At 41.7% G+C, this 12881-nt stretch carries 14 protein-coding genes; 8 read left to right on the top strand and 6 right to left on the bottom strand.

Features of this window, described 5'->3' with window-relative positions; genetic code table 11:
• Positions 1-480: 480 nt before the first annotated feature.
• Positions 481-1746, bottom strand: a complete 1266-nt coding sequence (locus tag ACEYW6_RS34300; protein WP_412983312.1) for an AIPR family protein — start codon at positions 1744-1746, stop codon at positions 481-483.
• A 510-nt stretch (positions 1747-2256) separates the two neighbouring features.
• On the opposite strand from ACEYW6_RS34300, the gene ACEYW6_RS34295 reads away from it, so the two are divergent.
• The 3 genes from ACEYW6_RS34295 (at position 2257) to ACEYW6_RS34285 (ending at position 3977) form a co-directional block, all read left to right on the top strand.
• Entirely contained in the window at positions 2257-3462 is a 1206-nt protein-coding gene (locus tag ACEYW6_RS34295; RefSeq protein ID WP_412983313.1) for a DUF4336 domain-containing protein, read from the top strand.
• 117 nt (positions 3463-3579) lie between these two features.
• Positions 3580-3702 carry a hypothetical protein gene (locus ACEYW6_RS34290; protein ID WP_277926783.1) on the top strand — a complete coding sequence of 41 codons (123 nt, stop codon included), beginning with the start codon at positions 3580-3582 and terminating at the stop codon, positions 3700-3702.
• Positions 3703-3827: 125 nt separating this feature from the next.
• On the top strand, positions 3828-3977 hold the full coding sequence (locus ACEYW6_RS34285; RefSeq protein WP_190898368.1) for a hypothetical protein: 150 nt from the start codon (positions 3828-3830) through the stop codon (positions 3975-3977).
• An 80-nt stretch (positions 3978-4057) separates the two neighbouring features.
• Here ACEYW6_RS34285 and ACEYW6_RS34280 read toward each other — a convergent pair whose 3' ends face one another.
• A complete protein-coding gene (locus ACEYW6_RS34280) occupies positions 4058-4450 on the bottom strand; it encodes a hypothetical protein (protein ID WP_412983311.1) in 393 nt (130 codons plus the stop codon).
• A gap of 87 nt (positions 4451-4537) precedes the next feature.
• Between ACEYW6_RS34280 and ACEYW6_RS34275 the strand changes: the two genes are divergently transcribed.
• On the top strand, positions 4538-5044 hold the full coding sequence (locus tag ACEYW6_RS34275) for a DUF1993 domain-containing protein (RefSeq protein ID WP_412983310.1): 507 nt from the start codon (positions 4538-4540) through the stop codon (positions 5042-5044).
• A 218-nt stretch (positions 5045-5262) separates the two neighbouring features.
• Here ACEYW6_RS34275 and ACEYW6_RS34270 read toward each other — a convergent pair whose 3' ends face one another.
• A complete protein-coding gene (locus tag ACEYW6_RS34270) occupies positions 5263-5988 on the bottom strand; it encodes a hypothetical protein (RefSeq protein ID WP_412983309.1) in 726 nt (241 codons plus the stop codon).
• A 47-nt stretch (positions 5989-6035) separates the two neighbouring features.
• On the opposite strand from ACEYW6_RS34270, the gene ACEYW6_RS34265 reads away from it, so the two are divergent.
• Positions 6036-6281: a hypothetical protein gene (locus ACEYW6_RS34265; protein ID WP_242059332.1), complete on the top strand. Its 246-nt coding sequence runs from the start codon at positions 6036-6038 to the stop codon at positions 6279-6281.
• A gap of 48 nt (positions 6282-6329) precedes the next feature.
• Here ACEYW6_RS34265 and ACEYW6_RS34260 read toward each other — a convergent pair whose 3' ends face one another.
• Complete coding sequence (locus ACEYW6_RS34260) at positions 6330-6845, bottom strand: DUF1579 domain-containing protein (RefSeq protein WP_190898359.1); 516 nt, start codon at positions 6843-6845, stop codon at positions 6330-6332.
• A 474-nt stretch (positions 6846-7319) separates the two neighbouring features.
• Here ACEYW6_RS34260 and ACEYW6_RS34255 point away from each other — a divergent pair, with 474 nt between their 5' ends.
• On the top strand, positions 7320-8168 hold the full coding sequence (locus ACEYW6_RS34255; RefSeq protein WP_190898354.1) for a CmcJ/NvfI family oxidoreductase: 849 nt from the start codon (positions 7320-7322) through the stop codon (positions 8166-8168).
• Positions 8169-8486: 318 nt separating this feature from the next.
• The gene (locus ACEYW6_RS34250; protein ID WP_412983308.1) at positions 8487-9536 is read left to right on the top strand and encodes a J domain-containing protein; all 1050 of its coding nucleotides are present in this window, start codon (positions 8487-8489) and stop codon (positions 9534-9536) included.
• Positions 9537-10001: 465 nt separating this feature from the next.
• Here the strand turns inward: ACEYW6_RS34250 and ACEYW6_RS34245 are convergent, their stop codons facing one another.
• A complete protein-coding gene (locus tag ACEYW6_RS34245; protein WP_114080948.1) occupies positions 10002-10250 on the bottom strand; it encodes a hypothetical protein in 249 nt (82 codons plus the stop codon).
• A 607-nt stretch (positions 10251-10857) separates the two neighbouring features.
• Entirely contained in the window at positions 10858-12336 is a 1479-nt protein-coding gene (locus ACEYW6_RS34240) for an alpha-amylase (RefSeq protein WP_412983307.1), read from the bottom strand.
• Between the two features lie 347 nt (positions 12337-12683).
• Between ACEYW6_RS34240 and ACEYW6_RS34235 the strand changes: the two genes are divergently transcribed.
• Positions 12684-12881, top strand: a 198-nt coding sequence (locus tag ACEYW6_RS34235) for a hypothetical protein (protein WP_412983306.1), incomplete at its 3' end; no start/stop codon positions are given.

The following is a 12881-nucleotide window of genomic DNA, read 5'->3' as shown; positions in this document are numbered from 1 at the left end:
CCAATCTGAGCTAAAGTTAGTTCTTGATCGTTCTCTAACCCAAAACGCAAAATTAATACTTCACGTTGCGTCGGTTTGAGTGATTCTAATAAACTATTTATGTCTTGGCGTAAAAGTTCTTTGGTGATATGTTCGTCTGGAGATATGCCCTCATCTGGTAAAAGTTGGCTAAGTTGCGATAAATAAATTCAACCTAGAACACAATCATCTATAACGGTATCCAGTGAGCGCTTACTATACCTCCATTCCGAATGGCACGAAGATTTATGTGAAACCTCTTTGCTGACTATCTTTTTGGGGGTAGGGTTGCAGCTTCGTGTGTTCTAGACAATTAAATGCGAGTGCGTCAAGGAGTTCAACATCTTCTTAATTCCCCACACCCGAACTTAGCAACTCCACACCCTTTCATCCAGGAATACCAGGGATTTACGCTTTTCTTCGTGCCATTCCCCTATACCTCATGCCCTATTCGGTAAAAAACTATTTGGGAACAGTAGTCGCGTTGAGTTCATCCCTTTTCCCTTTTCCCCTCTTGCTACTACCTTGTGTCACTTTCGATTCCTCTTCTTTCTTACTAGAGTTGACCATTTGCATCAAGTGCTGATTTAGATAACTTTGCGCCGAGATATAAAGACTTTCCCAAATCTCTTGATTGCGGCTGATTTTTGTACCTACTGTATTTCCTGCCGTTTTCTCCGATACCAAGTATTTACGGAAATAGTTATTCCACAGGTGTTGGAGGAAATCTTCGGCAAATTCGTTAAACGGCAGAATCCATTTATAGTCTTTGTCCAAAAATACCCGATATGATGCGATTATCGGTAGTGCTAAGTCGGTTGGCGCACCAAACCCGAATGAATACTTGCTGTCAGGCAACAACGTCGTTTTACGTATATCAATTGATGCTAGGTCGTTAGCACCCTTTCTTCTGGGGTTGCTGATATATTCTTGGATTATTTCGTAAAGTCTTTGCTCTATCCACAAAGCATGAGTCAAGAGAGGCAGTAAAGCGGTTAATCTTTCCCTTTCTGCATCTGTGATGTTACTTGGAAGACTCATCCCTGCTGGGTGCTTGGTTCGTTTATTGCCGTCAGGATTGTATTTATTTCTGTCGAGGCAGTAAAGGAGCTTGAGCAAGTGGGTGACATTACACTGGGCATTTCTGGGAGCGCCGCTTTGGTTTTGGTAATAGGCTATTCTAAATTTTCTATCTTCTGCTCTCTCTAACTGGACTAAATACTGCTTGATAAATTTGTAATCACCCCTGGCGTTGACTTTGGAGCGAGAATCTACTGGTGTTGTAGTATTTGAAGCTAGGGCTATGTCTTTGGCTGATTCTTCAGTCAGCCCGATGTGAATCGTAACTTTTACTCTGGCTTCGGTTAAATTGTAGTTGTAATTTTTCGCTTGCTCAAAAGCTAAAACTGTATGTCCACCGTTGATAATGCCATCACTACCTCCCTCGTTAGCTTCTAAGACTTCTAGCTCTAGTTCAGTTTTGTTTTTGACAGGTTTAGCAATATTAGCTGACAGAACGATTCCACTATGACGCGAGAAGAATTTTACAGGTTCGGTCGTTAGTGAGTCGAAGATTTGTCTGTAGGTCGCGCTTTTGCGGTTCGGTTCGCGGATGTTGGGTTCTAGGGGAAGGTCTGTTGGGAAGCTGTCTACATGAGCAGTGGCGATGATGCAATTGGGGTTGGCTTGAAAATAGTTATCTATCTTGATGTTCCAAGTCTTGGGCATAGTTTATTTCTTAATGGAAGTAAATTATATGTTAACCGTGCTGTATTCCTAATAGCTCAGGGTAAAAGTAGCGTTTGATGAGTTGACCCACCTAAATAAATGCACAATTCTGGCAAAAATATCGTCATTTTGAGGCATCTTAATAGTAGAGTTGCCGGAGAATAGTGACTAAAATCCCTGAAAGGCTTAAGGAATCTGGGTTTCAATAATTTTGGTCAGAAATTACTAAAAAGTCTACCACAAACAGATTTCAAGGATTTTTCAGCTGATTACCTAACAAGTCTAGTTTGTACTCCTGTTGAGCTTCTTGGATTCGTAAAAGATTGTTAAACTAGCATGATTAGGAATGAATTCAAGAAGCTCGAAAACCATTTATCAATTAAATTAACTTAACGCGTGCTTCCGTTAAAAACTCACATAGTATTAGAAATTGGAAAGAAGCAAAAAGTGAATGGGACGACGATGAACTCACTTGGATCTAAGTCGAGGCTAGAACTGCTTGATCAAGGGATGTATCCTTTGACCCAGCCAAAAGACTGGTCATGGCCATTCTGGGCTGCTGTGCCACTCTACCCCTACGGCAGGCGGCGGACGCTTCGCAAGGAAATAGTTGAGGACACTATCTGGACATTCGATCAGCTTCACGGCATTCTCTACACCATCGTGCCAATTCGCATGACTATCGTCAAGCTCGCTGCTGGAGGGCTTCTGGTCTATGCGCCCGTTGCTCCAACAACTGAGTGTGTCCGCTTGGTTAATGAGTTGGTAGCAAAGCACGGTGAAGTTAAGTACATCCTACTGCCAACTAGTTCTGGTCTGGAGCATAAAGTCTTCGTTGGTCCCTTTTCCAGACGTTTCCCTCAAGCACAAGTCTTTGTTGCCCCGCACCAGTGGAGTTTCCCGTTCAACTTGCCCCTTAGTTGGCTAGGCTTTCCCCAAAAGCGAACTCAAGAACTTCCAGACGACTCAAGCCTTGCTCCTTTCGCTTATGAGTTTGACTATGCAATATTGGACATCAACCTGGGACGAGGTTCTTTTGTAGAAGTTGCAGTGTTTCACAAGCAGACGCGCGCTCTGCTTGTAACTGATTCTATAGTTTCTGTTCCAGTTGACCCGCCGGAAATCGTTCAATTAGATCCTTATCCATTATTGTTTCATGCAAGAGACAATGCCTTGGAGGTAATTGAGGACAATGAAGACAATCGGCGTAAAGGATGGCAACGCATTTCATTGTTTGCACTTTACTTGCGTCCTAGTGCGCTGGAAGTTACTTCAATTGGGCAGATGTTTCGTGATGCTCTTAAAGCACCACAGCGAACCTTAAAAACCTACTTTGGTTTATTTCCTTTTCGCTGGCAAGAAACTTGGAAGCAGGCATTCGATGCTCTACGAGGTCAGGGGAGGCCATTTGTCGCACCGATTCTGCAAATCCTTATTTTTCCACAAGCACCAAGACAAGTCCTCAACTGGGCTGATACAGTTGCAAGTTGGGATTTTCAGCAGATTATCCCCTGTCACTTTGACTCGCTAATTTTTGCAAATCCGCGTCAATTTCGGCAAGCTTTTGCTTTTCTTGAAAAAAATCCCTCTGTAAGTAATGACTTTTCTTCTAGCAAAAGCCAGCCTCTATTGGAGGAAGACTTAAGATTTATTAAGGAACTGGAAGCGAGTCTAGTTAAGCGCGGTATCGCAACTCCAGCTAAAGAGAAGGTGTAATCAATATATTACATCCGTGGCAACTTAAGATACACTCAGTAAACCAAAAAGTTCTGCGATGCTTGCGGTGTTCTCGAAGAATCGCTCAAGCCCAGAAATGGGCAATATATTAAAGAATTGCTCAGTACCCTGACTATTGATGAGCGTTGCGGCGTGATGCTGAAGTTTGAAGACGCTTGCCCTGACAAATTTGCTCAACTAGTGGCAGATGCGCCCGATTGGGTGGAGTGGATGGCGTGAATCATCTGTTGATTGCCGTGTTTGGCAGACATTAAATCTTTTGTTACTCAACGGTCAATACGGTGTAAACCCTGTAACCCACGCTGGAGTTTGTAGGATCTTGACCTGAGAAGTTTGCTCAACTGGTGACAGATGCGCCGCAATGGACTGAATGGATGGATGGCGTGATTTATTGGGAACAGATCGCGATCGCTAAAAGGTCAGTTCCTCCCAAGCAAAAAGAACTAACTTTTATTCAGCATCCAGAGATTATTAACTATGGGGGCTGTCTTTGAGCCTCACCAAAATTCTAGTCGCACACCAACGTCAGATAGCATATCGAGAACTCGTAGCGGTACGCAGTGTAAACATTCATTCAGGCATTTTCTACCACGGTTCCTTGGTGATACACAATCTTCCAACCCTGCGGTGTCTGTCGCCAAATAGTTGAGCGTCGGGTAATCCGAGTACCCTGAATCAGAGTATAGGTTACAAGGTAGTTTTCGGCGGCAATCTCAAGGCAATGGAAGTCACAAGTCTGCCATGTGTCTTCCTCTGGGTTGGCATAACGCTTCTCCATCTCATCCAACACATACTCCCGGCTGTAACGCCCACCCGACGCACCTACTTCCCAAAATGTGCCTTCCGTCATCTGCTCAAAGTCGGCACGTGTCGTCCCCAACTCTGGACGATGAAAAATCGGTTCCCGTTGTATAAGTTCGTTCAAAACATTTAGTATCTTTGGATCTGTGACTAAATTAGGTTCCATATTCTTTGACACAATATCACAGTCAATACCCCCTAATATTAGATGGGGCGGCTCAAAGTCCTTTGAACTTTTTCTGGAGAAATCTCAATGACCATTTCAATGTACCAAGCTTTAATACCCGTGTCTATTCGCGCACTGAATAACCTTATAAACATTCTTGAAAAAGGTGCTGCTTATGCTGAAACTAAAAAAATAGATCCTTCTGTGTTGATTAATAGTCGTCTATCCCCAGATATGTTTCCATTATCAAAACAAGTGCAAATTGCCTCTGATATAGTAAATAGAGGTGCCGCACGGTTAGCAGGAATAGAACCACCTAAATTCGAGGACAATGAAACTACATTTCCTCAACTTATTGACCGCATTCAAAAAACTATTTCTCATTTAAATACTTTTAAACCTGAGCAAATTGACGGTTCAGAAGAGAGAGAAATTACACTACAAATGCGTGACAACACTCTCTCTTGTCAAGGAATGCCATTTCTCCTATATTTTGTTTTACCAAACCTTTATTTCCATGTCACAACAGCCTATGACATTCTTAGGCACTGCGGTGTAGAACTTGGCAAAGGAGACTTTCTTGGTCAGCCTTAATCGGAGCAATATCTAACATCATTATTGCTATTCGGTATTGCATGAAATTCTCTACTCTCTTTGAGGGCGTTTGAAAAGTATGTTTTGTATCAGAAGTAGCGTAGCCAAGCCAGAGCAACGAAAAATTAGGATTCTTCCTTTTACTTTGTAACGCTCAAAATAGCGAATCATACCTATCTTCAGCTTTTCAAACATCCTCTTAAAGATGGAGGAAGCGTCTACACTTGACATTGATTAAAAGGTTCTCGAATAAAATAGAGTGCATCGCGTTTTTGAACTTCCATACCGCCTCTATTCCAACTAACCCAACGAGTTATAAATTTTTTCCCCTGCTCGCGATGTTCAATAGCAACAGTAAAGTTATTACGGAGTTCCCGATAACATCCATCCAAATTCGTTAAGGTCAAATCCAGTACTGGGATATTAAATTTATTCTCCCCTTTATTGACAACAAAAAATCCTTCACTGCCTCGCTCCATTAGCAATACAGTCAGACTATCAATGCCTGTTAAAATATTTTCCTTGATATTTTTTCCCTGATTTCCTCGTTGATGCATAATCTGGCGGAATTTTACACCATGTTTGATAAAAGAAGAATCTCTATTATCCCAGTTCAGTATTAAAGGAGTACCACTTTCTCTCGCTAGGACATAGGCTGTTGCCAAAAAAGAATCAGAAGGATCGCTATAGGGGTTAATAGCATTGGAATTAATCTCGCGGATAGTATCGTGGTTTCTGCCAAAGGTAACGCCATGCAAATCGTTTATGCCTGTAGGAATTCGCAGCGAACGCAAATCCCCACCGAAGCTAAAGGCATTTTTAATTGAATTGTAGAGAGCAAAATCTGTGACAGCAGCAATCCAGTTATAATCTTCTGCACTGGTGTCTCTATCTGTAATTACCTCAACATAATTCCATGTTTTTCCCTGACTTTCTTGCTCCACATAGCTAATGTATTGGCAGTATTGGTGGTTCCTTAGATAATGCTGCTTTGCGAACAGTTCGCCAGGTTATCGGGTTTGCAGTCGGCACTAGCACCGTCGATAAATTCATTGTATATAGTCCCAAGACCGGATCTCCTGTTCCCATTGAAGGAGGTTTATCTGCTTGTGCTGAAGCTGGCTTCGGCATCAGCAATACAAGATTTAATGCTTTTATCCAGGAGTTGCGTTCAGTTAATCCCAAACCAGGGACTTTCTACAATCTAGAACTTACCGCAACCTGCAAGCCGAGATAAGAATGTTGTTTGCACTCAAGCGCAGTAGGATGGGCTTGGTACCTTCTGCTACTGCTTCCGTCGAGAGTTTACGGTCATAAACTGATGCCACTGCCCGTCATCGCCCAGTACATGAGATGTCATCACCCGATGATTATCACTCTTGAACTCGATTACATCTCTGTACTTTGCCATCTTCTCATCGCCCGTCATCGAGGGCCCGTCAGAATTGAGCGTTAGTATGTTTTTAGCCGCGTCCAATTCACCGTCGTACAACCATAGATAAGTCATCATTGACCCAACCCAGGTGCCTACATAGCGTTGCTTGTGCGAGTCATATCCGAGCGTTATTATCATTGTTGCCGCACCACCACAGGGCATTTCGCCCTGTCCTTCAGCTACAACCCAGAGTCCACCGATTGATCGCACACTTTCCGTTCCTGTTGCTCTTTCAGGCGGCTGATCTGGACTCATCATTGCCTCTGTTTCATAAGTCCACTCACCGACGAGTTTCTGTAGCCACTGATGTTCCTTTTGTGGCTCAGTATTCATTGTTGCCTCCTGTTGTGTTTTGGCTGTCTCCATTGCTTTAGCTCCTTTTGATGAATCATTGAAAAATTGAGGAATGCGATTAGCGCGAATTGCAACACCGTCAGCAAAGCCACCCCAAGGGGCTAGAAACGGCGTAAAATGATGGAAATTACTGACTTATAGTACATAAATACTATCACAAATTGGCTAATCGAGGTTTATGACTGGCAGATTGACGAAAACGTTCTACTGTCGAATCACGACACCGTTGGCGTTGCTGATGGTGAGCCTTACTGGAATGGGTCTGAAGGGGCAGTGGCAAGTTTGGGTTAAGTTTAGGAGCGCGTGTATGTCTATGGTGTGCGATTGTTAATGAGTGTTTAACACTAACCAATTAATTGGGGATTCCAAGCATTCAAAACAACAGAATTCACTGTTAAAATACGACCAGTCCGCTCACTCAAACGGGACAAACAGCTTATAATTACTCAAATTTAAGTATTTAACTATATTGAAAAAGGATGTTTTATGAGCCTAAACAGTAGTTTTTTGCTCAACCTGCCGCACGTTGAGACAGAACTAACTTATTTTACGCCAATGGCAGAAAAACCTGTTATCTATGCCTATGAACGACCACCAGGGATTCCACCATCCAACCGAAAGTTCGAGACACACTTAATGCCAGTCCATAACATACGGGCGGTTTCACAAGACATATCCTTAGATCGAGAAGGCTTTAAACAAGTTGTACAACAAAGCAATGTCCGCAATTTTTATGACGAAGATGAGATTCTTCGTGTCTATTATCCTGAAGCCGAGCAGCTTTTGAAAGAGGTAACAGGTGCCCAAAAGGTGGTGATATTCGATTACACTCTCCGTAACGCTCAACGCTTACAGAACGGTGAAAGCGGGATCAGTGAGCCTATTAAGTATGTACATAACGACTTTACTGCCATTTCTGGCTATACTCGCGCACGCAAAGAGTTGACAGCACGGGGGGTAGATAACATTGATCAATTACTACAGCAAAGGTTTGCTTTGATTAACATTTGGCGAGCGATCGCCCCAGTTTATAAGTCACCATTAGCTGTGTGCAACGCTCAAAGTATCGCACCAACAGACTTAGTAGCTACTGACATAGTGTACCGCGATTACGTTGGTGAAACCTACTTAATAACTTATAACCCAACACATCAATGGTTCTACTTCCCCCAAATGCAACCCTCGGAGGCACTATTGTTTAAGTGCTTTGACTGTGCCATTGACGGACGGGCGAGGTTTGTTGCTCATACTGGGTTTGATGACCCAATAAGCCCACCAGATGCCCCAGCTAGAGAAAGTATTGAATTGCGGACGTTGGTTTTCTATCCTACATAAGAATGACGGCTGCTATCCTCAACTACGGATGCACTATTATCTGAGGCTGGGGCGAGGATATTTTGCTAATCGTGACGTTAAACGACCTCTCACCAATGGTTGAGGCTCTTGAGAATTCGATTTGTCAACCAGACTTTAACAAGGGGCAGGTTTATCACTGCTTCACTTACTTATGAATCACACTCAGGCGCTTTGATGAAAAAAACTATTAAAAACTTCATTTAAGTCCGCAGTGTATAATCCTTGAGGTGTCTTTTTTCGCATTCCCTAAGTAATGCAACAGTTATATTTTAAACTTTAAACTTACATACGTGTTTCATGCCTCGAAAAACTACAGTTCCATCGCAATCAATTAAAGTAACTCCGCTGGCTCTGTCTCAATTACATATCCGCTTAGAGTTTCTAGAAAAAGAACATCAATCACTACTCAAACAGATCAAGAGAAAGCGCACAGAACTGAAGAACTTTGTTGAACAGATGCGTTCTTTTGGCACAGAATTTCTCAATAAAGCTACTCCCGGTTTCCGAAAAATGGCTGAGTTAGACCAGGAAATCCATGCTCTGTTTGAGGAGATTTTTACTACTAGAAAGTTCGGTAAACAAACCCTCAAAAATATACAAGCAGTTTACCGTAACCTACAGGTAACTGGAGCCATCAGTCTAAAACCCAACAGCCAACAGTTAGATACAGAGTTAGACGAATCGTTTGACAATGAAGATTCGCAATCAGATTTTTCAAAGGAAACTAGTGAAGACCAGCATCAATATTGGCAAGGACAACAGTCTGTAGACTCTGCCTCTGTAGTCAGAACAGATGACCAAAGAAAAATTCGTCAAACATTTCTGAAATTAGCTGAAATCTTTCACCCTGATAAAGCCAGAGACAGTGAAACACAGAAGTCTCACACAGAAATCATGAAAGAAATCAATAAAGCCTACCAAGAGGGGGATTTAGCAAGACTTCTTGAAATTGAACGAAGTCAACAACCCTTAGAAATTATTGACAGTAATAACGAGGATGATTTAACCCGTAAATGCCGAACTCTAGAACAGCACAATCAAATTCTCCTGGCTCAATATGAAAAATTGAAGCAGGAATTGCGTTTGACAAAAAATACTCCAGAAGGGACGATGGTTTGCGATTCTCGAAAAGCTGCTAAAAAAGGCATTGACGCTATGACTGCAATAGTAGAAACAATGGAATCTCAAATTAACGTCGTTTCTGAGATTCGGGATTTTGTTAAGGATTTTAGAGAACAGAAAATCACTATTAAAGAATTTCTTGCTGGCCCAACACCTCTGCACTCCTTAGATGAAGAAACTATAGAAGATATTTTGGAGCAGATGTTGTCAGAATTAATGAGATAGTATTTGACTATTAACAACTTTTGGCTTTATTTGTCGCTCATCTGAGCAAATTAAAAGGATTTTACAGAACCTATGCCAATACTGCTCGGGTAAAGCATTTTTAACTCGGCATTGGGTTTGGGGAAAAGGTTAAAGGGTAATACCAAATTTATGTGAGGCTGCATAGAATAATTTCCTTGTCCGGCATGGAGTTTCAAGTGTTTGATTCTGTGCATCTTCATAGAGAATTGGTATAAAGGTTAAAGGTTTTTTCTTTCCCCTTCCCCTTTTCCCCAAAACCCGACAAGTATTGGAACCTATGCCAAAAAAAAACACATTAATCTTAATCAGGGAAGTTTTCTTAATCCCACAGATAAATCGGAGGAAAAAACATGTCTAATGTGAATTCATTAGAGTTACTTTTTACCAGTTTGAGTTAGCTTGGGCGAATGAGCGCACTGCTTCATTCACCCTTGAGACAAAAAATCATCCTGCTATGTCTTTACCACTCTTGTAAGTCATAGCTCTGGGTTTCCTCTTGCCTATAGGGACTACTGATTTCTTGGGTGCTTGTGGCGGACGGCATTTCTCACAGTAAAGCGGTCGGACACCAAAAGTTTCTCTTTGGGTCGGTTGCTCACACTGCTTACATACGAAGTTGAAAACGCGAGTGTGAATTTCCCGCTTATGCGCTCTGACGGTGTACTCTCGGACATCGATTGTTTTGCTGGGCATCGGTTCTTTCTTCGGTGTTCTATTTATAAGGATAGTTTCTAGTATCAATATATTCATGCATCATTTGATTGAAACAGTGACAAAAACAAGTAGCAAGTCGGAAGTAAGATAAAAACTTCAGTTGTAGAATACAAGCCCCCTTCAAAAAAAGAATTATGTCAATACATGTAGTACCAGACATAAAGTGTTCTTGTTTCAAGCCCACGACAACAGTTGTCGGTACACTTGCGATTTGCGACTTGTAACTTGCTACTTGGTCTGACAATCTGATGGTTTTTCGCCAGGAACTAAGCAGAGGCGATGCCACCGGGAAAAGCGGGTACGCCATCGCAATATTCAAAACGGCTAATCAATTCCTGAGAGTAAGTTTCTGTTCGACTGCTGATACTGTTGGCGAATCTACTACATATTTGTAAATACAAGTATTACTTAAGCTCAAACCTTCAATCTGTTGTTGCGTCTTTTAATCGTAATACTTCTGTATGTGCTTTTGTAACACTTTCGTCAATAGTATCAGTGTCTATGCGCTAGAAATAGTATTTGTGCAACAAATCTATTCATGAGCGCCGTTAAATCTCATATCAATCTCTGTAAATTTCGGTATGTTCTATGCTTGAATCCAAACTGATACTGAACCACCTAGACAACGAAATTCACCCCAGCCCCATTCATTAGTATATACAGCTTCTTTGATATGTTCAGTCAAGTCAATAAACTTAGTATTGGGTTTACCAACTTCCATCCATTTAACACCTTCTGAAGCATCACTCATAATCACAGCCATTCCTTGAGGATGATCTTCATCACCTAAGCGTGTCCAACCAATAGTATTCCAATGGTCTAAATAGTTGTATTGTGGCCCGTAAGCATAATGTTTACGTGCATAAAGTAACTTGTCAATAATCCAACGGTGGGACGGCATAAAAATATTGTAGCGATTGCCATCTTTGCCCCAGTCTTCATACTCTGCACCGTAGTAGTCAGCATGAAAGACACAAGGATAGCCTTCTTGCCGTAACAAAATAATGGCGTAAGCTAAGGGTTTAAACCAGGGTTCAACGACGGATTCCAAAGCTTGTAACGGCTGAGAATCATGATTTTCGACAAATGTCACAGCATGGGTAGGACTTTGTTGCATCATTGTGCCATCCAAAATCCTACGCATATCATAATTGCCTCCAGATTTGCTGGCTTGATGGAAGTTGTAATGTAGTGGTACGTCAAAAACTGACATCGTGCCACGAACAGCATCAACATACCAAAGCAGAGTATTAATATCGTTATACCAATACTCTCCTACCATAAATAAATCTTTACCAGCATGTCGTTCTAGTTCATCTATCCATTGCGGAAAGAACCAAGAGGAAATATGTTTAATCGCATCGATCCGGAAACCATCTACTTTTGTGGTGTCAAGATACCACTTACCCCAATAGGTAGTTTCACCGCGCACCCACTCATTTTGAAAATCGATATCGCAACCCATCAAATAGGCAAAGTTGCCTTTTTCTAAGGCTACGTAGTCGTCAAAGTTTTTACCTTCTAATAAATAGAGTGTGCTGCGATCGCCACTGTTATATTCGTTATAATCAACAGCATCAAAATGCCACCAATGCCATTCAAAGTTAGAATATTTGCCTTGCCGTCCAGGGAAATTATAATGAGTGTATGTCTTAATCTCTTGTAACCCACCTTTAGGATTGAGCCGATCGTCTTGAGGAAAAGGCGTTGCTTTTGGTGTTTCTACTGCATCACCACCCATCTTATGATTTAGTACCGCATCTGCATAAACTTGCAGACCATGCGTTTGCAGAGATTTAACCGCATCAAGATACTGCTTACGTGTACCATATTTCGTCCGAATCGAGCCTTTTTGCTCAAACTCACCTAAATCAAATAAGTCGTAAACACCATATCCCACATCATACGACCCAGCAAAACCCTTGTAGGCTGGTGGTAGCCACATTGCTGTAAAACCTGCATCTGCTAATTCTGGTGCTGAAGCCTCAACTTTACTCCACAAGTTCCCATCATTAGGGATGTACCAGTGGAAATATTGCATCATTGTGCCATTAATCTTTGCCATATCTCGTAGAAGCTGTAAATATCACCTTTAATCTAAGCTAAAGTCGAGATTGGTGGCAATTCGGAATTTTTCATGCGATTTAGTTCCGAAAATCTGGAAGAAATACTTAAGAAAATGGGGAGCAGGGAATAAGGGTTATTACGTGGAATATCTAGAATGTAGAGAAATGAAGAGTCACAATAGCAGTAACGAGCCTACGCTTTGGCAAGTAAGCTAATGAGCATTTAAGTTGCATAAACCCAGGGCTGAAGCCCTTACCACGAGCGAGTCAGTCTGGAAAAATGAATGACGATTAGCTTAGGATAGATTTTGGGTTGCTTCAACAGATGAGGAGAAACAAGCAGTATATGTTTAAGGGCGTTCAAGCTATATTTTTTTTCGTAAATGATGTTGTTGCAGCTGCTCAATGGTATAGCGAGCTTTTAAATATACCAATGAATTACTTTTATGTAGAAAATGAAATACGGCGAGCATTGATTGATGTTGGCGGCGTTGAAATGTTTTTCCATCTGGCAGATGAAAAAATGCGTCCGGGGAACGCAGGT

The organism is Nostoc sp. UIC 10607 (assembly GCF_047228265.1).
Taxonomy (GTDB): domain Bacteria; phylum Cyanobacteriota; class Cyanobacteriia; order Cyanobacteriales; family Nostocaceae; genus Nostoc; species Nostoc foliaceum_A.
This window is presented reverse-complemented; position numbering and strand designations above follow the sequence as displayed.

What these genes read in the sequence shown, in the direction of transcription:
- ACEYW6_RS34300 (WP_412983312.1), bottom strand. Translation starts at nt 1,746, where the DNA reads ATGCCCAAGACTTGGAACATCAAGATAGATAACTATTTTCAAGCCAAC.
- ACEYW6_RS34295 (WP_412983313.1), top strand. Translation starts at nt 2,257, where the DNA reads ATGTATCCTTTGACCCAGCCAAAAGACTGGTCATGGCCATTCTGGGCT.
- ACEYW6_RS34280 (WP_412983311.1), bottom strand. Translation starts at nt 4,450, where the DNA reads ATGGAACCTAATTTAGTCACAGATCCAAAGATACTAAATGTTTTGAAC.
- ACEYW6_RS34275 (WP_412983310.1), top strand. Translation starts at nt 4,538, where the DNA reads ATGACCATTTCAATGTACCAAGCTTTAATACCCGTGTCTATTCGCGCA.
- ACEYW6_RS34260 (WP_190898359.1), bottom strand. Translation starts at nt 6,845, where the DNA reads ATGGAGACAGCCAAAACACAACAGGAGGCAACAATGAATACTGAGCCA.
- ACEYW6_RS34255 (WP_190898354.1), top strand. Translation starts at nt 7,320, where the DNA reads ATGAGCCTAAACAGTAGTTTTTTGCTCAACCTGCCGCACGTTGAGACA.
- ACEYW6_RS34250 (WP_412983308.1), top strand. Translation starts at nt 8,487, where the DNA reads ATGCCTCGAAAAACTACAGTTCCATCGCAATCAATTAAAGTAACTCCG.
- ACEYW6_RS34245 (WP_114080948.1), bottom strand. Translation starts at nt 10,250, where the DNA reads ATGCCCAGCAAAACAATCGATGTCCGAGAGTACACCGTCAGAGCGCAT.
- ACEYW6_RS34240 (WP_412983307.1), bottom strand. Translation starts at nt 12,336, where the DNA reads ATGGCAAAGATTAATGGCACAATGATGCAATATTTCCACTGGTACATC.